Below are 26,054 nucleotides of genomic sequence, written 5' to 3'. Positions count from 1 at the left end.
TCTAACTATAAATAGATGGTTTTACAAGAAGTTTACGTTTTGATAATTTATTACTGTATAAAAAAGATTTATTCACCAAAAGTTTGCATGAATTGTTCAACTTTTTTTACCATATTTTTACTTCCACATATAAAAGGAACTCTTTCATGCAATTCTTTAGGTTCTATTTCCATAATTCTCTTATACCCATCTGAGGCTAAACCACCAGCTTGTTCTGCTAAAAATGCCATAGGACTACATTCATACAACAAACGTAGCTTTCCTTTCGGATTTTTTGATCCTTTAGGGTACATGTAAATTCCACCTTTTATCATATTTCTATGAAAATCAGAAACCAAAGATCCTATATACCTACTTGTATAAGGTCTGTCTCCTTCTTCTGCTTGACAATATTTGATATACATTTTAATTCCTGCAGGAAAATCTAAATAATTTCCTTCGTTTACAGAATAAATACTTCCATCTTCTGGGAATTTCATATCAGGGTGTGATAAATACCAACTACCTAAAGCAGGGTTTAATGTAAAGCCATTTACACCATTTCCTGTAGTATATACCAACATAGTAGAGGTACCATAAACAATATAACCTGCAGCTACTTGTTGGTCTCCAGATTGTAAAAAATCTTGTAATTCAACAGGTGTTCCAACAGGGGTAACCCTTCTAAAAATAGAAAAAATGGTACCAACAGAAACGTTAACGTCTATGTTTGATGAACCATCTAAAGGATCCATAAGAACAACATATTTATTTTGATGATTCTCATCTTTACTATTAATAATAATAAAATCGTCTTCTTCTTCACTCGCTATTCCACAAACAATATTTCTGTCTGTAAGTGTTTGTATAAAAATTTCATTGGCATAAACATCCAACTTTTGTTGATCTTCTCCTTGAATATTAGTGTCTCCTGCAGCTCCAGTAATATCTACAAGTCCGGCTTTATTTACTTCGTGATTTACAACTTTACCTGCTAATCGTAAAGAGTTTAAAAGGCGAGATAATTCTCCTGATGAATATTTAAAATCCTGCTGATTTTCAATGATAAATTCTCCTAAAGTTTGATTTTTTTTTGCCATTATTATGATTAATAGTTAGATATTTAACAAATATCCAAACTTTTTCGGGTTACTACAACGTTTTCGAATTATATTTTACCTGTGGTTAAGCGTTTTCAAGAATCTTTAAAAAATTGAACAAAATAAGTTTTATTGTCAAAAATCTTCAATAATTTTTAGCGATTATAAAATCAAGTATCTTTACCCAAAATTTTAAAAAATGAGTTTCAACATAAGGTTAGGACAACAAAAAGATATGCAATCTGTATTAGATTTAATTACTGAATTAGCAGTTTTTGAAAAAGAGCCAGATGCTGTAGAAATTACTGTAGAAGATTTAATAAATGATGGTTTTTCTGCAAATCCAAAATTTAAAGTTTTTGTGGCAGAACAAGAAAATAAAATTATTGGTATTGCACTTTTTTATGAACGTTTTTCTACTTGGAAAGGTAGAACCATTCACTTAGAAGACCTTATTGTTACCAAAGAAAAACAAAAAATAGGAGCAGGTAAGGCTTTATATACAGCTGTTTTAAAATATGCTTACGATAACAATTACAATAGAGTTGCTTGGGAAGTTATCGATTGGAATACCAATGCAATAGAATTTTACAAAAGCACAGGTGCAACTTATTTAAACGATTGGTCTGTGGTACAAATGAATAAAGAGAATTTAGCAAAATTTATAGAAAATAAGTAAAATGAAGATTTTTAAGTTTGGAGGAGCATCTGTAAAAGATGCGGAAAGTGTAAAAAATGTTGCTAGTATTATTAAAAATGAAGGAGCAAAAGATACCTTAGTTGTAATTTCTGCAATGGGTAAAATGACAAATGCTTTTGAAGATGTTATAGATTCTTATTATCATAAAAAAGAAGATTTACCTAATAAATTAAACTTTATAGAAGAATATCATAAAAATATTATGGGTTCTTTGTTTGATAAAAGTGATGAGGTTTACAAAGAAATCGATGTGCTTTTTGGCGAATTAGGTTGGTTTTTGGCTAGAAATACCTCGCAAAGATTTAATTATGTTTACGATCAAATTATTTGTTTTGGAGAATTATTATCAACCAAAATAGTAAGTGCATATTTGGCAAAATTGGGTCAAGAAAATATTTGGTTCGATGTTAGAAACTATGTAAAAACAGATAGTAATTATAGAGATGCAAAAGTAGATTGGCAACTAACAGAAGAGTTGATTACCCAAAAAGTAGATGCTTCTAAAATAAATATAACTCAAGGTTTTATTGCTGCAAATGATACCGAAAACACCACTACTTTAGGTAGAGAAGGTTCAGATTATACAGCCGGTATTTTTGCTTATTGTTTAAATGCAGAAAGCGTTACAATTTGGAAAGATGTACCTGGAGTTTTAAATGCAGATCCAAGAGTGTTTTCTGATACCACTTTGTTAGAGCAAATTTCTTATGAAGAAGCCATAGAAATGGCGTTTTATGGAGCTTCTGTAATTCACCCAAAAACCTTACAACCAATAGAAAGAAAAGAAATTCCGTTATTGGTGCGTTCTTTTGTAAACCCTAAAGAAACAGGTACAAAGGTTAGTAAAGGTACAAGATTGGTGCCTTATATACCTTGTTTTATTGTTAAGAAAGATCAGATTTTGGTGTCTATTTCTGCTTTAGATTTTTCGTTTATGGTAGAAAACAACATCAGTTTTATCTTTCAAAAATTACACGATTATCAACTGAAAGTAAATTTAATTCAGAATTCTGCCATCAGTTTTTCGGTTTGTATTGATAATAAGTTCAATAAGTTTGATGCTTTTTATAATGAACTAAAAAATCAATTTAAAATTGAAGTACAAAAAGGAGTAGATTTATATACCATTCGTCATTTTGATGATAAAGCAATAGAATTGATAGAAAGCAAAGGAAAATCATTATTAACTCAGGTAAATAAAGAAACATCACAAATAGTTGTTAATCCTAATTAAAACAAATTAGAACTTCGTTTTTTTTACTATGTTTGCATTTAGTTCTAACTAAACTTTATGGCATTAGTAACTTCTAAAGAAATAGCACAAGTAATTGGTTTACAGAAACTTGGTTTTGTTGGTACCTTTATAGGTTGGTTGCTTATAAAAGTATTAAGAATTTCTAAAGTAAATGAGATTTACGATAAGAATAAGAATAAATCTGATTTAGAGTTTTTAAATGCTGTTTTAGAAGATTGTAATGTACAATTTCAAATTCCGGAAGAAGATTTAAAGAGAATTCCTAAAGACGGTCCCTTTATTACCATTTCTAATCATCCTTTAGGAGGAATTGATGGTATTTTGCTATTAAAACTTTTAACAGAAAAAAGAAATGATTATAAAATAATTGCCAACTTCTTATTGCACAGAATAGAACCTTTAAAACCTTATATAATGCCTGTAAATCCTTTTGAAGATAGAAAGGATGCTAAATCTAGTGTTGTAGGGATAAAAAGTGCTTTATTACATGTAAAAGAGGGTAAACCTTTGGGTATTTTTCCTGCAGGAGAAGTTTCTACCTATACAGAGGGCAAATTAAAAGTAGATAAACCTTGGGAAGAAGGTGCTGTGCGTTTGATAAAAAAAGCACAAGTACCAGTAATACCTATATATTTTCATGCAAAAAACAGTCGATTTTTTTACTTTTTATCTAAAATTTCTGATACGTTAAGAACCGCAAAATTACCATCAGAAGCTGTTTCTCAAGATGATAAATTAGTTAAAGTTAGAATTGGTAGACCGATTGCTGTAAAAGATCAAAACGAATTTAAAGACATATCTGCTTTTTACGAATTTATTCGAAAGAAGACGTATATGTTAGCAAATCCTTATGATAAAAAGAGCAAGATTTTATCAACAGAAAAAATAAAAATTAAGAAATCTGTTAAGAAAATTACTCCACAAAAAAGTGTAGAATCTTTTATTAAAGAGGTAGATGCTTTAAGAGAAAATAATGGTAGATTATTACAAAGTAAAAACTACGAAGTCTTTTTTGCCAACGCAAAAGACATTCCGAATTTGTTGCACGAAATTGGTAGGCTAAGAGAAATTACCTTTAGAGATGTTGGAGAAGGTACCAACAAAGCCATAGATTTAGACAAGTATGATAAATATTATTATCATATGTTTTTATGGGATAGTGAAGCCAAATGTTTGGCTGGCGCTTACAGAATGGGGCTAGGTAAAGAAATCTATAAAAAGTATGGTATTAATGGTTTTTATATACAAACTTTGTTTAGAATAGAGCCAGAATTGCATCAAATGATGGAAAACACCATAGAAATGGGACGTGCTTTTATTATTGGCGAATATCAACAAAAACCAATGCCTTTATTTTTGCTTTGGAAAGGTATTGTACACGTTACTTTACGTTATCCAGAACATAAATATTTAATGGGTGGCGTTTCTATTAGCAATCAGTTTTCAGATTTCTCTAAATCGTTAATGATTGAGTTTATGAAATCTCATTATTACGATCCTTATATTGCACAATATATTTATCCGAAGAAAGAATACAAGGTAAAATTAAAAGATGGTGATAAAGATTTTGTGTTTGATGCTACCAAAGCAGATATGCAAAAGTTTGATAAAATTATCGACGAAATAGAACCTGGTGCACTTCGAATTCCGGTTTTAATTAAAAAATACGTGAAACAAAATGCACGTTTGGTGGCTTTTAATGTTGATCCAAAATTTAACAATGCTGTAGATGGTTTAATGTATATTAAGGTGGCAGACATACCAGAAAGCACTGTAAAACCTGTTATGGAAGAATTTCAAGCAGAGTTAGAACGTAAAGCTGCTGAGTTGAATAAGAAGTAGTTTTAGCACAGTTTAATGTTGATGAAACCTGCCAAAACTTCCGATTTTTAATTTGGTACACTTTTGGCAATCAATAGGTTAAATTTATACTTATGAAAACTTTTCTAAAAATTTTATTAACGGCTTTAGCAGTAATTGTTTTGGCTAATATTTTACCAGGAGTTGCTGTAACTGGTTATCTATCAGCAATAATTGTAGCGGTTGTAATTGCAATTTTAAATATGATTGTTAGGCCACTTTTAATATTCTTTACACTACCAGCAACCATTGTAACTTTTGGGCTCTTTATTTTTGTAATAAATGCTTGTATTATTTTATTGGCAGACAGTTTAATAGACGGTTTTAAAGTTTCTGGCTTTTGGGCAGCACTCTTTTTTAGCATTTTACTTTCAATATTTAGATCTGCATTATTCTCTTTATTAAAAGACGAAAAGAAGTAATAATTATCCTTTAAAAGATGCTCTTTGCAAACGATCGTTCATCGATTTTCCTAAACCAAAATCGGGCATTTTTTCTACTAGAATAATGTCTAAATTTTGATGATCTAATTGATGTAAAGCATCGTATAATTTTGATGCAGCTTCTTCTAAATTAGATGAAGTTGATAAAATAATTTCAGCACTAATTTTATCACTTTTAAAAGAAGAATTTAAGCTTAAAATACCAATTTTTTTATTGGGATGTTGCTCAATTACATCAACAATAGAAGTTGTTAAAATGGTTGTTGTAATTGGCGAATAATGCTTGTCTAGCATTCCTGGAGCATCTGGGTTTTCTTCCTTTTTATTCATTATAGCTACTTTGCCTACAACTGCTTCAATTTCTTCTATAGCCAAAGCTCCTAGTCTGTAAATAATGGGTTCATTGTTTTCGAAACCAATAATGGTAGATTCTATTCCGTTTTTACAAGTACCACCATCTAAAACCATTTTAATATCATTTTTAAAATAGCGTTCTACATGTTCTGGTTTTGTAGGACTAATATTGTTAAAAGGATTGGCACTAGGTGCAGCCAAAGGAAAAGGCAATTGCTCTAAAAGGCTTATTGTTGTTGCATGATATGGTACTCGAACAGCAACTGTGTCTTTACCAGCAGTAATTAAATCAGGAATTGATTCGTGCTTTTTTAAAACTAAAGTTAGAGAACCTGGCCAGAATTTTTCTGCTAAAATCTTTGCTTTTTTAGGAATTTCAGAAACAATGTTTTCTAGTTGATCTACTCCTGAAATATGAACAATTAAGGGATTAAAAAAAGGACGCTTTTTAGTTTCGAAAATGCTTTTAATCGCTTTTTCGCTAAAGATATTACCTGCTAAACCATAAACGGTTTCAGTAGGTATTGCCACCAATTCTTCATTGGTTAAAATGGCAATTGCTTTTTGTATGTCTTTAGAAATAATGCTCATAATTTTCGGATACAAAATTACATATAAAAATGCTTTTTTAATTTAAAAATCGGCATCAACCTTAAAACTCATTTTTTTATAAGTTGATGGATGTAAAAACTCGATAAATTCAGCATGTAAATGCAGTCTATTCGCTTTTTTACCATACAAATCATCACCAATAATAGGCGTGTTTAAACCATTTTTATGAGCTGCATGTACTCTTAATTGATGCGTTCTTCCTGTAATAGGATAAAAATAAACACGAGTTTTACCATTTTCTTTGTTGATGATTTCCCAATTGGTAACAGCATTTTTTCCATATTTAAAATCGACCAATTGTTTGGGTCTGTCATCTAAATCTACACGCAAAGGAAGTTTAATTGTACCTTTTTTTGCTGACAAATTACCATCCAATAAAGCAACATACCTTTTTTTTACAGTTCTGTTTATAAACTGACTTTGTAACATTTTATTGGCTTCTTTGGTTTTGGTAAGCACTAAAATTCCGGAAGTAGACATGTCTAAACGATGCACAATTAAAGGCCCAGTTGCTGTTGGGTATTGCTCTTTAATTCTTGTGTACACAGAATCTTTAATTTCTTTACCAGGTACAGATAAAAATTCTGCGGGTTTATTAATAACAATTAAAACATCATCTTCAAAAATAATTTTTAACTGTTCTTTTTTTGATAAGTTTTCTAACAGTAAATTATCATCCATTTTAATGCCATTTAACATGTGTTGTAAAATGGGTTTACATCTGCTTTGGCAAGCAGGATAATAATTTTTGTGTTTTCTAATGGCTGAGTTTGGCGAAATTCCCCACCAGAATTCTGCCATACAAATTGGTGTTAAGTTGTTGGCAAACGCATAGTGTAATAATTTTGGTGCAGCACATTCACCAGAACCTGCAGGTGGTTTTATTGTTGGATCGTTAAAAATAGCTAACAAACTTTTTAGTTCTTTTTTCTGATTTAAAAAAGCATATTTGCTAAACAATGTTTGCTGTAAATAATTCGATTTTTCTTTTCGTTTTGTTTTTAAAGCTTCAATTTTATCTTCAAAAACAGTTATTTTTTTTGAGCTTTTATCTATTTTAGATTGATAGTATTCTTGCAATTCTTTGTAAAAAAACTGATCGTTATAACTTTCTTGCTGTAGTATTTGGGTTAGTTTTTTAAACTCAATATCGTTTAAAACTGAAATTGCTTGTTGCTTTCTTGCTTTTCTATCAGCTTTAGAAAGTTTCATTTTTTTTCTTTGCAGCTCTAAATCTGTTTCAATTTCTAGAATTAATTTTTTGTGATTTGCTTTTAGAGTTAAGTAATTTTCATCCTTTAAAATTGAACCTAATTGAGCATTTATCTCTTCAATTTCTTTTTCTCCTTTGGTGTAAAAACTACCTTCTGTTCTCATGTTAAAAACAGGTGGCACAAATGCTTTAGGCAAACTATTATCATCTAATTTACCAGAAAAAGCGGCTAAATAACCCAATTTATTTTTATCATCTTTAACTACCAAAACTCCAAACATTTTACCAATGGCATTTTCAGAATTTTTATCATGTAAACCAAAATTATGGTTAAAGTCAGTTTGATTTTCTAAATAAGCCTGAATTTCATCCACAGCTGTTTTTGCTAATAAATGAGGTTGATAATAGAATGGAAAAGTAAATTTTTCTGGAGGTTTTATTTCAGAAATATCGGTTTTAAAATGATGTAAGTGTTTCAATTTTATCAGAATAATTGTCAAAGATAGGTTGTTTTGTTATAAAATACCACTTAAACAGTTTATAGAATTTAAATTATCTAAAGAGCAAAGAATTACATTATTTGCGTTAAAGAAGTGTTTTGTTATCCTTTAGTTTTGTAGTGAACTTAAAATAGAAATATTATGAAAATTATGAATATGAATTCAGTAAAAACTGCAGCCATTGTATTAACGTTGACTAATTTTTTGTTGTTTTCTTGCGATAATCCAAAGAAAAATAACACTACAGAAGCTAAAGAAGAAATGGCAGAATTGTACGAAAAAGATAAGGACAATTTAGACGTTGAACTAGAAAATGATATGGAAGAAGGTACAGAAGAAAAAGTGGTTACACGTACCTTTAAAATGAAAGAAAAAGAAACGCCAATTGTGTATAATTTAGATAAAAGAGGAATTGCTGGTTTTGATGATTGGAAAGATTATACAGTAGTAAACTACGAATTATCGAACTTAAGAAAAGTAGATTTTGTTACTACTAGAGAAAGAATTCAGAATATGAATTATAGAATTGCAAACTTAGGAAACACCATTCCTGCTTGGTTAAAAACCGAAGAAGTTATGGAAGATGTGCAAGATATTCAAGATGAATATTTAGAACTTATAGAAGATCAAGATGCATCAGAAAAAGAAATGCAAGAAAATTTAGAAGAGCTTTCAGAAAAATTTGACGATTTAAAAGAAGAGTTAGATGAAACTGTAAACGATTATATAAAAATTCACGAAGAAGCCATTGAAGAATTTAACGAAGAAATTAAAAAAGGAAAATTTGACGAGGCAATTGAAGAATATAATGAAGAGATTAAAAAGTTAGATAAAATTGTAAAAGAAGATCAATAATAAATAACACTCTTTAAAAGAAAAAGTTTTTAAACTAAGGTAGATTTTTAATCTACCTTTTTTTGTGTTTTATTTTGGTGTTTTTTGATTTTGGAAAATCTGCCCAAAAATATAATTTCTTTAGATTATATGGTTTTTGGTGTATTAAAATTATAAAGACGAACCAAGTTTTCATTAAGTTCGTTAAATTTTTCTATGTAATCTAGTTTCAATTTTTCTAATGAGCCTCTAACCAATTATAACCCAAACCTATTTCAACATCTAAGGGAACACTCATTTTAAAAGCATTTTCCATTTCGTGTTTAATGATTGGTTCTATGGTTTTTAGTTCGTCTTTATGAGCATCAAAAACCAATTCATCATGTACTTGCAATAGCATTTTAGATTTAAAACCTTCCTTTTCAAATCGGTTATGAATGTTTATCATGGCAAGTTTTATAATATCTGCAGCAGAACCTTGTATTGGCGCATTTACAGCATTTCTTTCTGCTCCACTTCTAACCATTGCATTTCTAGAATTGATGTCTTTTAAATACCTGCGTCTGTTTAAAACGGTTTCTACATAACCATTTTCTCTAGCAAAATCTACTTGAGCAGACATGTACGCTTTTAATTTTGGATAGGTTTCGTAATACGTATCAATCAATTCTTTGGCTTCGCCTCTAGACAAGTTGGTTTGGTTACTTAATCCGAAAGCAGAAACTCCATAAACAATTCCAAAGTTTACGGTTTTTGCATTACTTCTTTGCTCACGAGTCACTTCATCCAAAGGAACATTAAACACTTTTGCAGCAGTAGAAGCGTGAATATCTTCGCCATTTTTAAAGGCATTTATCATATTATCTTCTTCGCTTAAAGCAGCAATAATTCTTAATTCTATTTGGCTATAATCTGCAGCTAACAAAACATATTCCTGACTTCTTGGTATAAATGCTTTTCTTACTTCACGACCTCTTTCTGTTCTAATTGGTATGTTTTGTAAATTAGGATTGTTAGAACTCAATCTACCAGTTGCAGCAACTGCTTGTGCATATACTGTATGAATTCTTCCTGTTTTTTTGTTGATTTCATTAGGCAAAGCATCAACATAAGTACTTTGTAATTTTTTATATTGACGATATTCTAAAACATCTTGAATAATTTTGTGATCTTTTGCCAAGTAAGATAAAATGTCTTCACCAGTTTTGTATTGACCAGTTTTGGTCTTTTTAGGTTTATCAACCAATTGCATTTTTTCGAATAAAACAATACCCAATTGTTTTGGTGATGCAATGTTAAATTCTTCTCCTGCTTGCTCATAAATGTTTTTTTCTAGTCTAATAATATCATCAGACAAAGCCACAGATAGTTCTTTTAAAAAATCAGTATTAATGTTTATTCCTTCAATTTCCATAGCTGTTAGTACAGAAACTAGAGGCAATTCTACATCATTAAACAAATTGGTAACATTACCAGAAGCCAATTCTGTGGTAAAAAGTTGTTTTAATTGATACGTAATATCTGCATCTTCTACTGCATATTCTGTTTGATCTGCAATAGGCACAACTCGCATAGAAAGCTGATTTTTTCCTTTTTTACCAATTAATTCTGTAATTGATACAGGTTGATAATTTAAATACGTTTCTGCCAAAACATCCATATTATGCCTCATATCAGGATTAATTAGATAATGAGCAATCATGGTATCAAACAATTTACCTTTTACAGGCATTTTATAATTTGATAAAACTTTGATGTCGTATTTTAAATTATGACCAATTTTCTCAATATTTTCAGATTCGAAAAAAGGTCTAAATTCTTCTATAATAGTTTGGGTTTCTGTTTGGTCTTCAGGAAAAGAAACATAATAACCTTTACCTGCTTCGTAAGAAAAAGCAATACCTATCAGCTCAACTTCTAGTGCTTTTAAACCAGTAGTTTCAGTATCGAAACAAACCGAAGTTTGTTGCATTAATTTCTGAATTAATAATTTTCTAGAAAAAGCGGTATCTATATGCTGATAAAAATGATTGGTATTTTCTATGGTTTTAAAACCTAAAGCAACATCTTCTTTAGAAACGCTTCCTGCACCTGGAGCTGCAAATAAATCGAATTGCCCATCTGCTTTTGCTGCTGGTTTTTTAGTTTTTTCAGTTGCTTTTACTGCTGATTTTTCTTCTGTATCAGTTTCAGTAGTAAAAGTTCGTAAAAAATTGGTTAATAAATTTCTAAACTCTAAATCGTTAAAAAGTTCAGTTACTTTTTCTTTATCAGGTTCATCTAAATTAAAATCTTTAGCATCAAAAGTTACAGGAACATCTAACATAATTGTTGCCAATTTTTTAGACAGTAACCCTAACTCTCCATTAGCTTCAACCTTTTCTTTCATTTTTCCTTTTAGCTGATCTGTGTTGGCTAATAAACCTTCCATAGAACCAAATTGTGCTAAGAATTTTTTGGCAGTTTTTTCTCCAACTCCAGGTAAACCTGGGATGTTATCAGCAGAATCTCCCATCATTCCTAAAAAATCGATGACTTGTTCTGGTGTTTCTACTCCGAATTTTTCTTGTACTTCTGGCACTCCCCAAATATCGTAACCACCACCAAAACGCGGTTTGTACATAAAAATATTTTCTGATACTAGTTGTGCAAAATCCTTATCAGGTGTAACCATGTAAGTTTTAAAACCTTCTTTTTCTGCTTGTTTAGAAAGTGTGCCAATTACATCATCTGCTTCAAAACCTTCTTTAACCATAATTGGTATATGCATGGCTTTTAAAATTTCATAAATATAAGGTACAGCAACTTTTATGGCTTCAGGAGTTTCGTCTCTATTGGCTTTGTAAGCTTCGAACATTTCTACACGATCTACGCTACCACCTTTATCAAAACAAACTGCTAATTTATCTGGTCTTTCGCGTTTTATAACATCTAATAAAGAGTTCATAAACCCCATTATTGCAGAAGTGTCTAACCCTTTAGAATTAATTCTTGGGTTTTTTATAAAAGCGTAATATCCTCTGAAAATTAATGCGTATGCATCTACTAAAAAAAGTCTTTTTTGGTCTGCCATTTTGTATAGAGTTGAAAAAAGATAAAACTACAAAAAACTGCATAAAACTGCGCTTTATATTCTATTGATTTTAATTTGAGTTTGCCTAGTAAAATCTATCATAAAACTTAATAAATGTTTAGATTGATGAAATACATCTTGTTCTTAAGATTTTAAATAGGTGAATTTAGATGAATTGTTAGAAAAGAATAAGTAATTTTATTTGGTGTTCATTTAATAAAAACGCACTTTTAAACTTTAACAAGTTGTTAAAATTCATTCGTTTTTTAACAGTTACCTTTGTGTGTTAAAAAATAAATTTTATGCTACGTTGGTTAATTCCACTAATAGTTGTAACGATTCTTGCAGTAATTTTAGAGGTTTACACATTTAATGCCATAAAAATAGTTTCTAAAAATAAGTTTTTAAGATATGCTGTTTTAATTGCAAGTTGCCTTGTTTACATTAACTTTTTGATTACGATTTTTACTTACGATAGAAGCAATGGACAAACACCACAATTTCAAATGGCAATGGGTTTGTTGCTTACTTTTTTAATTCCGAAGTTGGTGCTTTTTTTATTACTTTTTGGCGAAGATATTTATAGATGGATTGTAAAAGGAATATCAGCAGTTTCTAAAACAGAAACACAACCTTTAGCAGGTAGAAGAAAATTCATTTCTCAATTAGCTTTAGGGTTGGCAGCCATTCCTTTTGTGTCTTTTATCTACGGAATTATACAAGGTAAATACAATTATAAAGTGATAAAATATCAGCTTGCTTTTGATGATTTACCTGCTGCTTTTGATGGGTATACCATAACTCAAATTTCGGATATACATTCTGGTAGTTTTACCAACAAAGAAAAAATACAATATGGTGTAGATTTGATAAATGAACAAAAATCTGATTTAATGTTGTTCACTGGAGATATTGTAAACAATCAAGCAAATGAAATGGACAATTGGATTGATGTTTTTGCAAAACTAGAAGTCAAAGAAGGTAAATATGCCATTCTTGGAAATCACGATTATGGGGATTACATGGATTGGAAATCGCCAGAAGATAAAATCAAAAATTTTGAAGCTGTAAAAGATATTCATCAAAAGATTGGTTTTGATTTGTTGTGCAATGAAAACAGATATATAGAAAAAGACGGACAAAAAATAGCTTTAATTGGTGTTGAAAATTGGGGAAAAGGTTTTAATCAGGCAGGAGATCTTGAAAAAGCATCAGCAAATGTGCAAAAAGACGATTTTAAAATTTTAATGAGTCACGATCCAAGTCATTGGCAAGAAAAAGTAAAGAAAGATGATTTTAATTATCATTTAACTTTAAGTGGTCATACACATGGTTTGCAAATGGGTATTGAGATTCCTGGTTTTTTTAAATGGAGTCCTTCTCAATATGTTTATAAACAATGGGCTGGTTTATATCAAGAATTTGGTAGATTTATAAATGTAAATAGAGGTTTTGGTTATCATGCTTTTCCTGGTAGAGTAGGTATTTGGCCAGAGATTACTGTTATAGAACTTAAAAAAGCCTGATAATCAGCTTATTTAATTAGATTTATTATCTTTGTGTTAATTAAATAAAATTTTAGCAATTTTTTCCTTTTAAAAATTTAGGATATGACAAAATTTGGAGAGTTAATTAGTGTTGATATACCTGTTTTAATCGACTTTTATGCAGATTGGAATGAGGTTGAAAATAGTGTAGATACTTTAAGAGATGTTGCTGCTGCTTTAGGTGATAAAGCCAAAGTGATTAAAATTGATATTAAGAAAAATGAAACCTTAGCTGATGCTTTGCGTGTAAAAGGAAATCCTACTTTTATGATTTATAAAAATGGAGAAATGAAATGGCGCCAAACAGGTTTTCAAGATGCGAATACCTTAATTGGTTTGGTGCAACAGTACGTTTAATTTACTATTAAAACATAAAAAAAACCACAAACTATTAGTTTGTGGTTTTTTTATTTTATTCTGTTACTTCTTCAGAGGGCATAATATGCTGAAACAAATTTAGTGTTTCGTTAAACTCTTCTTGTAACTCATTTATCAATTCTGGGTCAGTATCATACTGTACTACTTGGTCTATAACACCTTTGTAAAGGTATCTGAATGTTAGATCGAAATCTTCGAAAACCATATCAAAATCTTCAACAGAAAAAGTACTATACCAAACGAGTTTTTCTTTAAACAATCGAATTAAATCTTCTGCAGCAGTTCTTGCTTTTTTAACTTCACCAAATCTATAATACAATTCAGGATAATCCATAGATAAACTATAATGATCAAAATCTTCAATAGGCATTTTTTCTAATGATAAATCTAACACTTCTACAGCTTTTAATGTATCACCTTCTTTGGCAAATGCTTTAGACAAACGCATTAAACTGTTTCTTAGAGAGATTGCGTTTCTTTTGGTTTGTTCGTCTAAATAAATTTTACCATCGTTTATATTTCGCCAGTTCCATTTTTTAACGTTGCTGTACATTTTTTCTGTATCAATTCTACCAATATCAAACAAACTCAACTCACGAATTAATTGTCCGTTTTCATTATAAACTTTGGTAGGTGTTTTTATAGGCACTAATTTAAAAGCCACACCATCTAATTGTAAGTAATCTTTTAGCCAAATATATTCGTTATCAGCATTAGATCCTCCAGTAAAATAAATAGGACGTTTCCAGTCGAAATTATTTAAAATATCTAACATTAAGATGGCATTTTTACCAATAGCTCTATCAATAGTAATGTCTATATAAGGTACAATCTTATCAGCATCTTTTTGAGCTACAATTCCATGTTTTAAAACATTTTCTTTGTTTACAGGAATACGAATTTTATTTGCGAGTAATACTTTTTCTGGGTTTCCATCATCATCTAAATCATAAAAAGTACGTTTATTATCACTCTGAATCCATTTCATAAAATAATCTAATTCTATGACAGAATCTTTTAATTGAGGAAATAATTCAGGAAAGTAATAAGCTACATCTAGTGTTCCGTATCTATATTCATCATGTTCTAATTGCGATGGAATAGGATCTGCATCATAACTTTTTCTTTTCATTTGGTCTATGTACCAATCTGTTTGAAAAAGACTTGTGTTTACTAGTTTAATATCTGTTCTAATGCCTTCTACTTCTTGCATGTACCAAAGAGGAAAAGTATCATTATCACCAATGGTAAACATAATTGCATTTGGATCGCAACTTTCTAAGTAAGCTTGCGCATTTAAATGTGTTGTGTATCTGTTAGAACGATCATGATCGTCCCAATTTTGGAAAGCCATTAAAGTTGGTACAGCCAATAAAGAAATTACTGTAACTATAATTGCTACATTTTTTCGAGTGGCTAAATTTTTGAAATATTCGTAAAGAGCTAGCACTCCAAAACCTACCCAAATAGCGAAAATATAGAAACTACCCACAACTGCGTAATCACGTTCTCTTGGCTCAAAAGGTTTCGGATTTGTATAAAATATAATTGCAAAACCTGTAAAGGCAAAGAATAAAAACAGGGTAAAGAAATTAGTTTTATCCCATTTAATTTGGAATAACAACCCTATTAAACCTAAAATAAGAGGTAAAAAATAGTATTTATTACGTCCTTTATTTAGTAAAGATTGCCAAGGCAACATTTCTTGAGAACCTAATCTTGCTTCGTCTATTACATCAATTCCGCTAATCCAGTTTCCATTAAAAATGTCTAACCTACCTTGTATATCGTTTTGTCTTCCAACAAAATTCCACATAAAATAACGGCCATACATGTACCCAAATTGATAGCTAACCATAAATTTAATGTTCTCTGCAAAAGTGGGTCTACGTTTACTATTTGCTGGGATTCCTGCAATTTTTTTATACATCTCTTCAGATGCAGGATTTACCATTCTTGGTATAAAACCTTTGTGCTTGTCAGAATAATTAGGTAATACATCTTTGTATTTGTTTACAATTACATATTTACCGTCTTTTTTCTCATATTTTGGTTTGTCATCTCTAGTAGGATTTTTTGCATCTTGCTCTCTACTATAAGTGTTAGAATAATAAGTATCGTAAAAAACATTGGCATCCCCATATTGTTCACGTTCGTAATATGCTAATAATTCGCGAGCACTAGAAGGATTGTTTTCGTTAATGGTAGTGTTTGCATTGGCTCTTATAGGTAACATCATCCAAGAAGAGAAACCTATCATTATAAAAAGTAATGAAAGGATTAAGGTGTTTGCCGTTAATTTTTGCTTTTTTCTGGTGTATTTTAATCCGAAAACAAACAAAGCTACTAATATAATTGCAGCAATAATACTTCCTGAATTGTAAGGTAAGCCTACAGAATTGATAAAAAACAATTCAGACGCACTAAAGAATTTTAAGGTAAAAGGAAAAATGAATTTAAAAACCAGCATTAACACAAGTACTGAAAAAACAGTAGCAATTGCAGAGGTTTTTAAGTTGATGTTTTTGTAAGTTTTAAAGAAATACAACATTACAATTGCTGGAATTACCAATAAAGAAAGAATGTGAACTCCAAATGATAAACCCACAACAAAGCTTATTAAAACTAACCATTTGTTGCCTCTTGGTGTGTCTATTTCGCTTTCCCACTTTAAACCTAGCCAAAATAATAAAGCCATTAAAAAAGATGACATTGCATAAACTTCACCCTCAACAGCACTAAACCAAAAACTATCAGAAAAAGTGTAAGTTAAAGAACCAACTAAAGCACTTCCTAAAATGGCAATTCGTTTGCCTTTAGAAATATTTCCGGTTTTAGAAGCTAATTTTTTTGCTAAATTACTAATGGTCCAAAACATAAATAAGATGGTAAATGCACTTGCCAAAGCAGACATAAAGTTTACCATTTTTGCAATTTCTGTATTATCTGATGTAAACATTGCAAAAAATGCACCTAACATCTGAAAAAGTGGAGCTCCTGGAGGGTGCCCAACTTCTAATTTTACAGCTGTAGAAATGTACTCTCCTACATCCCATGCACTCACTGTTGGTTCTAAGGTTAATGTATAGGTAATTAAGGCAATAGCAAATGTAATCCATCCTAGAATGATGTTCCATTTATTAAATTGTGCTGGTGTCATATAAGCAGGTAATTGTATGTGGGCGAATTTACTAATAATTATGAATAAAAGCTTGTTCTAATTGTTTTTCTGATTAAAGAAAACTTCATAAATCTTTGTTAAAAGAAAATTTTATAAAAAATAGTTTGCAAAATTAAAAGATTGCATTAAATTTGCATCCGCTAAGAAGCATTGGCCTATGGTGTAATTGGCAACACACCGGTTTTTGGTACCGACATTCAAGGTTCGAGTCCTTGTAGGCCAACTAAAGCAACTTTTAATCTTTTGATTATCAGTTGCTTTTTTTTTAGGTTACATTTAAGCAGAAAAAAAATTGGTTTATGTGGATGTATTTGGGGCTTTTAGCCGCACTTTTTTTAGGGTTTCATGGCATCATAAAAAAACAAGTTGTTAAAAACAACGAGGTTTTACCAGTATTAACAATTACTTTAACTGCCGGATTTTTAGTTTTTTTACCTTTTTACATTGGTTCTAATGTAAATCCTGATTATTTTAAATCCATAGGATTTTACATCGAAAAATTGCCAATAGAAAAACACGGTTTTATTTTTATAAAATCGATGATTATGGCTGCCTCTTGGGTTTTAGCTTATAGTGCTTTAAAACATTTACCAATTACAATTGTAGCTCCTATACGTTCTGCAGGGCCGTTTTTTACTTTTATTGGAGCTATATTTATTTTTAAAGAAGAGCCAAACATTTATCAATGGATTGGTTTTTTTCTGATTATTTTTTCAGTGATATTATATTCTAAAATCGGAAAAATTGAAGGGATAATTTTTAAAAGTAACAAATGGATTTTTGCAATTATCGGTGCTACTTTTTTAGGGGCATCAAGTGGTTTGTACGATAAATTTTTAGTGCAAAGTTTACACTTAAATCCGCAAACATTATTGTTCTGGTTTTGCTTTTATACTTTATTAATATTGCTGATTATTATAAGCATAAGTTGGTTTCCTTTTAAAGAAAAAAGAGCAAAATTTAAATGGAGTTGGTTAATCCCTTTAGTAGGGTTGTTGTTGTACACAGCAGATTACTTTTATTTTAAAGCATTACAAGATCCTGAAGCTTTAATTATGTTGCTATCAGCCATAAAAAGAAGTCAATTGTTAATTACTGTTATTGTTGGCGGATTTATTTTTAAAGAAAAAAACAAGCGTAAAAAGATTGTACCTCTTGTGGGAATTATGATTGGTGTTTTTCTGATTTTAAATTCTTAAAACAAACATTTTTTAATTATTAACTTGTTGTAATTCAGTCAAAAATAAATATATTTATACTTTAAATATGTTGATGTGAAAAGAAGTGCTTTTTTTAATCTATTGCTTTTATTGTTCGTTTTTGCATGCGCTAGCTTAGAAAATAATCCAAAATCTACTCAGAAAAAATGGACTTTAGTAAAATCTACAGACGATTCTAAACCTTTAAAAAGGCACGAAGCAGCTTTTGTAAATGTTAAAGACAAATTTTATTTGTTAGGAGGAAGAAGAATAGACTACGTGAGTATTTTTGATGCAAAAACAAAAAAATGGTCAAAAGGAGCAAAGCCACCTTTAGAAATGCATCATTTTCAGCCAGTAGTTTATAAAGATGATATTTATATTATTGGTGCTTTAACAGGACGTTATCCTGCAGAAACTCCGATCGAAAATATTTACATCTACAAAACAGCCACAGACACTTGGGTTAAGGGTGATAAAATTCCCGCAGAAAGATTAAGAGGATCAACAGGTAATACCATAAAAAATAACATTATTTATATTTCTTGTGGTATTAAAGATGGGCATAGATCAGATCATAAAAAATGGCTAGATAGTTACAATTTAAAAACCAAAGAATGGAAAGTTTTGCCAGATGCACCAAGAGCTAGAGATCATTTTCAGGCAGTAGAAGCCAATAACAAAATTTATGTTTTAGCTGGCAGACGTTCTAAAGCGCCAAAAAGAACTTTTCACGAAACCATTGCAGAAGTTGATGTTTTTGATATTAAATCTGAAAAATGGACAACCCTTCCAGAAAATTTACCAACTCAAAGAGCAGGAAATATTGCGCTTTTGTATGGCAAAGATGTTTTAGTAATTGGAGGTGAATCTATTCATCAAAAAGAAGCCCATAATCAAGTAGAAGGTTTAAATATTTTTACACACAAATGGCAAAACTATCCAAACCTTGTACAAGGTAGACATGGAACTGGTGCTTTTTTATATAAAAATGAAATTTATATTGCTTCTGGTTGTAATAATAGAGGAGGATCTCCTGAATTAAATACCATGGAAAAATATTAAAATTATTTCATTAAGTACGCTTTTAAATCTTGGTAAGTAGCAGCTTTTAAAGCTACTTTAGTATTGTTAATTACTTTTTTAATTTGCTCAGGAATTTCAACTTTTACAGGTAAAGTTTCTTCTACAACATCTAAAAATTTTACAGGATGTGCAGTTTCTAAAAATACACCAAACTCATTTTCTTTTAATCCGTGTTTTTTTAATCCTAAGTAACCCACTGCTCCATGAGGATCTGCAACATAGCCAGAATTATTATAGATGCTTTTCATGGTTTCACGAGTTTCATCATCAGTAAAACTATATGAAGAAAAGGCGCTTTTTAAAGCATCTAAATCGTTGTTGAACAATTCTCTAATTCTAATAAAGTTACTTGGGTTACCCACATCCATAGCATTAGAAATGGTTGCTTTTGATGGTTTTGGCGTGTAAACTCCATCAACCAAATAATTAGGAACAGTATCATTTACGTTTGTAGAGGCAACAAAATGTTTGATAGGTAAACCTAATTTTTGAGCCATTATTCCTGCACAAATATTCCCAAAATTTCCACTTGGTACAGAAAAGATAAGGTCTTTATGTTGTTGATGTAATTCTTTATAAGCAAAGAAAAAATAAAACATTTGTGGTAACCAACGTGCAACATTTATAGAGTTTGCAGAAGTTAAAGTTCGCTCTATATCTTCGTCTAAAAAAGCTGTTTTTACCATGTCTTGGCAATCGTCGAAAACGCCATCTACTTCTAAAGCTGTAATATTTTGTCCTAAGGTAGTTAGTTGTTTTTCTTGAATATCGCTCACTTTTCCTGAAGGATATAAAATAACCACATTTACACCTTTTGCACCTAAAAATCCGTTGGCAACAGCACCTCCAGTATCACCAGAAGTCGCTACTAAAACAGTAACTTCATCATCATTATCTTTGTTAAAATACTCTAAGCATTTTGCCATAAATTTTGCGCCAACATCTTTAAAAGCCATTGTTGGTCCGTGAAACAATTCTAAAGTTGCAATATTATCATCAACCTTAACCACAGGAAAATCGAAAGAAACAGTTTCTGCAATAATATCTTTTAAAATATCTGTAGGAATTTCATCACCCACAAATTGTTTTATGGCTTCATAGGCAATTTCATGATTGGAATATTCAGAAATATTGTTGATAAAATCTTTTGATAATGGAGTAATGTTTTCTGGAAAATAAATTCCTCTATCTTTTGCTAAGCCTTCTACAACAGCGTTTTTAAAAGTTGTATTTGGCGATTTATGATGTAAACTGTAATAGTTCATTGTGTTTTTTTTGCTTTAAGCCATAAGCACTATGCTTTTGGCAAAATGAAACAAAGTGCTTAAAGTTTATGGCTTTAAGCATATTGCAATTATATAATTTTTATTCCTTCTGGATTTACTTTTGATGTATAAAGTTCGAAATCAACTCCTTTGTTTCTGTAGCTTCTTTCAATTGCATTGTAAACCTCTTTTACATTTTCATCACCTTTACAAAGTGCAAAAATGGTAGGTCCAGAACCAGAAATTCCAGCACCTAAAGCACCTGCTTTTAATGCTGCTTTTTGTACATCATCAAAATAAGGAATTAGTTTTTTACGATGTGGTTCTACAATAATATCTACCAAAGAATTGCTGATTAAATTATAATCGTTTGTATGTAAGCCAGAAATTAGTCCGCCAACATTTGCCCATTGTGTAACAGCATCTTTTAATGCAATTTCTGTTGGTAAAACTGCTCTTGCATCTTTGGTTTTTATTTCTATTTGTGGATGAATTGCCACAAGTCTTAATTCATTTGGTACAGGTAATTTTACAATATCTAAGGGTTCGTAACTTCTAATGAGTACAAAACCGCCATAAATTGCTGCAGCCACATTATCTGCAATCGGACTTCCGCAAGCAACTTCTTCGCCAAACATTGCAAATTTTGTTAATTCTAATTCAGAGTAGATGTTGCCTAATAATTGATTTGCGCCAAAAGCAGCACCAGCAGCACTTGCAGCAGAACTACCCAATCCACTTCCTGGAGAAAACCCTTTATGAATGGTGAGTTGTACTCCAAAATCTGCATTTGCATCCAACAGCATTTTTTTAACTACAGCACTTGCAGCGTTTTTATCTACATCGTAAGTTAAATCTGCACCAGTAATATTGGTAATTTCTACGCCTTTGTTTGGTGTTTTGGTAAATGTCATTTCATCACCAATTTCATCAACAGCAAAACCCAAAGAATCGTAACCACAAGAAACATTGGCAACAGTTGCAGGAGAAAATATTTTTAAGTAATCCATTTCTATTTTATTAAAAAATTTAAAATTCAAGAATTAAAAAATTATAAACAAATGAAATGTTTATATTCTTCAATTTTTTAATAATTATTGATTTGCAATTCTAATAACATCAGCAAAAATACCAGAAGCAGTTACATCTGCACCAGCACCAGCGCCTTTTATAATTAAAGGGTTTTCTGGATATCTATCTGTAAAAAACAATACAATATTATCACTACCTTCTAGATTGTAAAAAGGATGATCTGCAGGGATGTGCTGTAAACCAACATTTGCTTTTCCGTCTACAAATTCTGCTACATATTTTAAACGACAATCTTTATCATTGGCTTGTTTAAATATATCTTGAAAATGACTTTCGTGCTTTGTTAAAGCTGCATAAAAATCATCATTATTTGTAGTTTTTAAAGCTTCTTCAGGTAAAAAAGCATTGTTTTTAATGTCTTCTAATTCCATTTTAAAACCGCTTTCTCTAGCAAGAATTAAAATTTTTCTGGCCACATCTACACCACTTAAATCAATTTTTGGATCTGGTTCTGTATATCCTTCTTTTTGAGCCTGAGCAACAACATCATGAAATGTAGAGTCTTTATCAAAATTATTAAAAACAAAGTTTAAACTACCAGATAAAACTGCTTGAATTTTATGAATTCGATCTCCAGAATTCACTAAATTTTTAAGTGTATCTATAATTGGTAAACCTGCACCAACATTGGTTTCGAATAAAAATGAAGCGTTGTATTTTTTAGATACTTCTTTTAGTTTTTTGTAATTATAAAAACTAGAAGCACAAGCAATTTTGTTGCAAGTAACTACAGAAATGCTATCTCTTAAATATTTTTCATATACTTCAGAAACTTGTTGATTTGCTGTGTTGTCTATAAAAACACTGTTTCTATGATTGGCTTCTTTTACTTTTGTGTAAAAATTTTCTAAACTGGTTGGTTCTCCATTTTCTAATAAATCTTTCCAGTTATCTAGGTTAATTCCAGAATCGTCAAAAACCATTTTTCTAGAATTAGAGATACCAATTACTCGAATGTTTAGTTTTAAATTTTCTTTTAAAAATTTCTTTTGTTGATGTATTTGTGCTAAAAAACGCTCGCCAACATTACCTACACCTGTTACAAACAAGTTTAATTGTTTGGTTTTTTCTTCAAAAAATTGTTCGTGTAAAGTGTTTAATGCCTTTTTAGCATCGTATTTATTAATAACTGCAGAGATGTTTTTTTCTGATGAACCTTGTGCAATAGCTCTAACATTTACGTTATTTCTACCCAAAGCACTAAACATTTGTCCGCTTAAACCTTGGTAGTTTTTCATGCTCTCACCAACTACAGCTATTATTGCCAAATCGTTTTCTACAATAATTGGCTTAATCTTTTTTCTGTAAATTTCTATACTAAAAGTTTCGTCTAAAATGGTTTTTGCTTTTTCTGCATCTAGATCATAAACACCCACACAAATAGAGTGTTCTGATGATGCTTGCGTAATAAACACTACATTTATTTTGGCTACAGAAAGTGCTTCGAATAAACGTTTAGAAAAACCTGGAATACCTATCATTCCACCACCTTCTAAAGTAATTAAACTAATATCTTCTATATGCGAAATTCCTTTTACTTCATTTCCATTTTCAGGATCGTTAGAAATTAACGTTCCGAAATTTTCAGGATCGAAAGTGTTTTTAATTCTGATAGGAATATTTTTTCTTAAAGCAGGTTGAATTGTTGGCGGGTATAAAACCTTTGCACCAAAGTGCGATAATTCCATAGCTTCTTCGTAAGAAATTTCTGAAATTGGATACGCTTGTTTTACAATTCTAGGATTTGCAGTATACATTCCACTAACGTCTGTCCAGATTTGCAATTCATCAGCATTTAAAGCTGCTGCATAAATGGCAGCAGAAAAATCAGAACCACCTCTACCTAAAGTTGTAGTTTCGCCAGCTGTGTTCGATGAAATAAATCCACCTAAAACAGCAATTCTATGTTGATTATCATGAAAAAAGATGGCAATATTTTTATTTGTAACCTCAAAATTTACTTGAGCATTTAAATACTCATCATTGGTAATAATTAAATCTCTGCTTTCTTTATGAGTAGCATCTAAAGTTTCTTTGGCTGCATTTGCAATGATATAAGAAGATAATCGTTCTCCAAAACTAGAAACTTTTGCTAATGTTTTATTAGATAATTCTTGAAGTAAAAAAATCCCTTCGTAAATAGAAATTAAACGATCGAATAAATAGGTAATTTCATCTGAAACCTCTTTTTTATTTTTGATGATTAAATCATCAATTACTCTAAAATGTAATTCTTTAATTAACTCTAAAATTTCTTTAGCAGCAGTAATATCTTCTAAAGCTTCATTTGCTCCTGCTAAAAGTTTATCTGTAGTTTTGCCAAAGGCAGATACAATAACTGCTACTTTTTGTTCTTCTGATGTTTTTGCAATAATGCTTAAAACTTGTTTTATTTTTTCTGAATTGGCTACTGAAGAGCCTCCGAATTTTAATACTTTCATCTTAAATTGATAAATAGTTTGTAATTTTTTTTGTTTTTATTTCGATGTGTACGAAACAATAAATAACCTGAGTAATATGTATATAGTAAACCCCTAAAGGGTAATAGTTGTAGTTGTTGTGCGAATAATGGTGTTCATAGAAATACATACTACAGAAGTAGTTTTAGAAGAATTTGTATTTAATTTAGAAAGATTCACACCACAAAAATAGAAGTATTATTTATTTTGATGGGTTTAGATGCGTATTATTTTATGTAAATTATTAAAAAATGTATAGTTCGTAATAATTGTTAAAATAATTAATAATAATTTAGTATTTAATTTATTTCTTTGATTTTTCTTTAATTATCAAAGCTATAGGTTTGTTTTTTATTTTACTTTCTAACCAAGAAAGAATGTCTAAATACAAAAATGCTCTTTTTTCATAAGGATGATTTTCAAACTTTTGCAGTTTTGCGTGTATTTTTTTGAACTCATTTTTAATTTCATGAGGAAAAACATCGCTCAAATCTTTAATAGACGTTAAGAATATTTTTTGAACTTCTTGTAGATTTTCCATTTTTAATAGAAACTTATAAGTATCTAAAAACTGTCTTTCTAAATCGTAATCTAATCCGCATTCGTAATGCGCAATCAAATTTAAAATTCTTGCAAAACACTGTAAATCTTCTGCAGAGCTTAAATTTTTAGACTTTATAATTTTCTGTAAATAGCTAATGCATAGTTCGTTTTTACCCATTCCAAAATACAAACAAGCAATTTTGTAGTACAGCATTACAATATAATGGCTGTCTAATCTGTTTCTGTAATTTTGTATTTTTTTATTGATAATTTCTACCAAGTATTCTCCTTCAGAAAAAGTAGCTTCTAAAAAATGTAAGTGCAATTTATTGGCATACAAATACTGAAAAATTAAAAGTTCTGTATTTGTGTTCGATGGAATTGTATTTTGCTCAATTTCTTCTTCAAAAGCGATTAACTCTCTTTTAAAAGTAGATTTTTTCTTTACAAAAAAAGAAGCCTCTAATAAGTAATTGATCCCTTTTAAGTAAAAAACAGGATGTTGTAAAATATGCTTTTTGTCTTCCTTAAATAAATCTACCCATTTTCTTGCATACTTGTAACTCTGTAAAAAATCTTGAGTTAAAAAACTATACCATAAATGCGATTTGTAGAGCCATAATTTTTCTCTAAAACCTAAATCTTCAAAATTATATTTGGGTAATCTTTTATGGAAATATTGATTAATAAACTCTAATTCTTCATTGTTTTTTACATAACCATTTTGTAATAAATGACTGTACAATTGTAATGATAAATTAGACAATTTACTGGCTATTACATTTTGTTGACTTAATGTTTTGGCTTGTACCGAAAGTTGATCTGCTCTGTTGCTTAAACTTCTTGTAATGTATTGAGTTTCTATAACTTTTTCGAGTTCAACAATTTCGTAAGCAATGTTTTTTTCTTCGTTTTCTAAAGCTAGATTTTTAGCTTTATCCAATAACTTTAAGCTCTGTTTGTATAATCCTTTTTGATATAAAACTGTTGCAAAATCGAGTTGCTCTCTAATCTGAATTCTAATATTTTTATGAGCAGGATTTAATCGTAAACTAATTAAAATCTGTTTGTATAAATGCGCTTTTAAATTTGATAATTGTTGTTTAGATACAATACCGCTATTAATAATTACTTTTTCGTCATAAATTTTAAGCTTTTCTAAAAACTTAAAAAGCGAAAAAAACTTGGCATCAATATTACCACCAAGTCTACCAACATATAAATTAAATTGTCTCTTTTCTGACTTGGTTAAAGACTTAATTAATATAAAAAGAGCATCGTTTTGATTATTGACTGATGTAGTGTTTTTGCTCATAAATTACTGATAATAAAATACTTGTGATTTTGCTAAGTATATTAGAAATCGTACGGAACTGTAAAA

General features: G+C 30.0%; 18 protein-coding genes and 1 tRNA gene. 10 read left to right on the top strand and 9 right to left on the bottom strand.

Annotated features, from left to right (window positions below):
• Positions 1-68 precede the first annotated feature (68 nt).
• Entirely contained in the window at positions 69-1,079 is a 1,011-nt protein-coding gene (gene fbp, locus ACWYN7_RS05510) for a class 1 fructose-bisphosphatase (RefSeq protein WP_462858848.1), read from the bottom strand.
• 199 nt (positions 1,080-1,278) lie between these two features.
• Between fbp and ACWYN7_RS05505 the strand changes: the two genes are divergently transcribed.
• From ACWYN7_RS05505 to ACWYN7_RS05490, 4 genes are all read left to right on the top strand, one after another.
• Positions 1,279-1,758, top strand: coding sequence for an N-acetyltransferase family protein (locus ACWYN7_RS05505; RefSeq protein ID WP_462858847.1), 480 nt, complete (start codon positions 1,279-1,281; stop codon positions 1,756-1,758).
• Position 1,759: 1 nt separating this feature from the next.
• The gene (locus tag ACWYN7_RS05500; RefSeq protein ID WP_462858846.1) at positions 1,760-3,013 is read left to right on the top strand and encodes an aspartate kinase; all 1,254 of its coding nucleotides are present in this window, start codon (positions 1,760-1,762) and stop codon (positions 3,011-3,013) included.
• 57 nt (positions 3,014-3,070) lie between these two features.
• Positions 3,071-4,876, top strand: a complete 1,806-nt coding sequence (locus ACWYN7_RS05495) for a GNAT family N-acyltransferase (protein WP_462858845.1) — start codon at positions 3,071-3,073, stop codon at positions 4,874-4,876.
• A gap of 92 nt (positions 4,877-4,968) precedes the next feature.
• The gene (locus ACWYN7_RS05490) at positions 4,969-5,316 is read left to right on the top strand and encodes a phage holin family protein (RefSeq protein WP_462858844.1); all 348 of its coding nucleotides are present in this window, start codon (positions 4,969-4,971) and stop codon (positions 5,314-5,316) included.
• A 3-nt stretch (positions 5,317-5,319) separates the two neighbouring features.
• On the opposite strand, the gene ACWYN7_RS05485 is transcribed toward ACWYN7_RS05490, so the two are convergent.
• Both ACWYN7_RS05485 and ACWYN7_RS05480 read right to left on the bottom strand, forming a co-directional pair.
• Entirely contained in the window at positions 5,320-6,282 is a 963-nt protein-coding gene (locus tag ACWYN7_RS05485) for an L-threonylcarbamoyladenylate synthase (protein ID WP_462858843.1), read from the bottom strand.
• 42 nt (positions 6,283-6,324) lie between these two features.
• Complete coding sequence (locus tag ACWYN7_RS05480) at positions 6,325-7,995, bottom strand: RluA family pseudouridine synthase (RefSeq protein ID WP_462858842.1); 1,671 nt, start codon at positions 7,993-7,995, stop codon at positions 6,325-6,327.
• 162 nt (positions 7,996-8,157) lie between these two features.
• On the opposite strand from ACWYN7_RS05480, the gene ACWYN7_RS05475 reads away from it, so the two are divergent.
• On the top strand, positions 8,158-8,871 hold the full coding sequence (locus ACWYN7_RS05475) for a hypothetical protein (protein ID WP_462858841.1): 714 nt from the start codon (positions 8,158-8,160) through the stop codon (positions 8,869-8,871).
• 217 nt (positions 8,872-9,088) lie between these two features.
• Here the strand turns inward: ACWYN7_RS05475 and polA are convergent, their stop codons facing one another.
• Positions 9,089-11,923, bottom strand: a complete 2,835-nt coding sequence (gene polA, locus ACWYN7_RS05470; RefSeq protein ID WP_462858840.1) for a DNA polymerase I — start codon at positions 11,921-11,923, stop codon at positions 9,089-9,091.
• 302 nt (positions 11,924-12,225) lie between these two features.
• On the opposite strand from polA, the gene ACWYN7_RS05465 reads away from it, so the two are divergent.
• Together ACWYN7_RS05465 and ACWYN7_RS05460 are read left to right on the top strand one after the other, a co-directional pair.
• Positions 12,226-13,449, top strand: coding sequence for a metallophosphoesterase (locus tag ACWYN7_RS05465; RefSeq protein ID WP_462858839.1), 1,224 nt, complete (start codon positions 12,226-12,228; stop codon positions 13,447-13,449).
• Between the two features lie 84 nt (positions 13,450-13,533).
• Positions 13,534-13,827, top strand: coding sequence for a thioredoxin family protein (locus ACWYN7_RS05460; protein ID WP_462858838.1), 294 nt, complete (start codon positions 13,534-13,536; stop codon positions 13,825-13,827).
• 55 nt (positions 13,828-13,882) lie between these two features.
• Here the strand turns inward: ACWYN7_RS05460 and ACWYN7_RS05455 are convergent, their stop codons facing one another.
• Positions 13,883-17,008, bottom strand: coding sequence for a glycosyltransferase family 117 protein (locus ACWYN7_RS05455; RefSeq protein ID WP_462858837.1), 3,126 nt, complete (start codon positions 17,006-17,008; stop codon positions 13,883-13,885).
• A gap of 172 nt (positions 17,009-17,180) precedes the next feature.
• Between ACWYN7_RS05455 and ACWYN7_RS05450 the strand changes: the two genes are divergently transcribed.
• The 3 genes from ACWYN7_RS05450 to ACWYN7_RS05440 all read left to right on the top strand — a co-directional run bounded on the left by ACWYN7_RS05450 (position 17,181) and on the right by ACWYN7_RS05440 (position 19,293).
• Positions 17,181-17,252, top strand: a tRNA-Gln gene (locus ACWYN7_RS05450).
• A 76-nt stretch (positions 17,253-17,328) separates the two neighbouring features.
• Positions 17,329-18,228, top strand: a complete 900-nt coding sequence (locus tag ACWYN7_RS05445) for an EamA family transporter (protein WP_462858836.1) — start codon at positions 17,329-17,331, stop codon at positions 18,226-18,228.
• A gap of 75 nt (positions 18,229-18,303) precedes the next feature.
• Entirely contained in the window at positions 18,304-19,293 is a 990-nt protein-coding gene (locus tag ACWYN7_RS05440; RefSeq protein ID WP_462858835.1) for a Kelch repeat-containing protein, read from the top strand.
• A 2-nt stretch (positions 19,294-19,295) separates the two neighbouring features.
• Here the strand turns inward: ACWYN7_RS05440 and thrC are convergent, their stop codons facing one another.
• The 4 genes from thrC to ACWYN7_RS05420 all read right to left on the bottom strand — a co-directional run bounded on the left by thrC (position 19,296) and on the right by ACWYN7_RS05420 (position 25,988).
• A complete protein-coding gene (thrC, locus tag ACWYN7_RS05435) occupies positions 19,296-20,579 on the bottom strand; it encodes a threonine synthase (protein ID WP_462858834.1) in 1,284 nt (427 codons plus the stop codon).
• An 89-nt stretch (positions 20,580-20,668) separates the two neighbouring features.
• Positions 20,669-21,589 carry a homoserine kinase gene (locus ACWYN7_RS05430; RefSeq protein WP_462858833.1) on the bottom strand — a complete coding sequence of 307 codons (921 nt, stop codon included), beginning with the start codon at positions 21,587-21,589 and terminating at the stop codon, positions 20,669-20,671.
• An 84-nt stretch (positions 21,590-21,673) separates the two neighbouring features.
• Positions 21,674-24,112 (bottom strand): bifunctional aspartate kinase/homoserine dehydrogenase I, encoded by a 2,439-nt coding sequence (thrA, locus tag ACWYN7_RS05425; RefSeq protein ID WP_462858832.1) that lies wholly within the window; start codon positions 24,110-24,112, stop codon positions 21,674-21,676.
• Positions 24,113-24,434: 322 nt separating this feature from the next.
• Entirely contained in the window at positions 24,435-25,988 is a 1,554-nt protein-coding gene (locus tag ACWYN7_RS05420; RefSeq protein WP_462858831.1) for a hypothetical protein, read from the bottom strand.
• Positions 25,989-26,054 lie beyond the last annotated feature (66 nt).

Source organism: Polaribacter sp. M10 (genome assembly GCF_054968445.1).
Note: the sequence above shows the minus strand (reverse complement) of the source record. Positions and strands in the feature narration are given on the sequence as shown.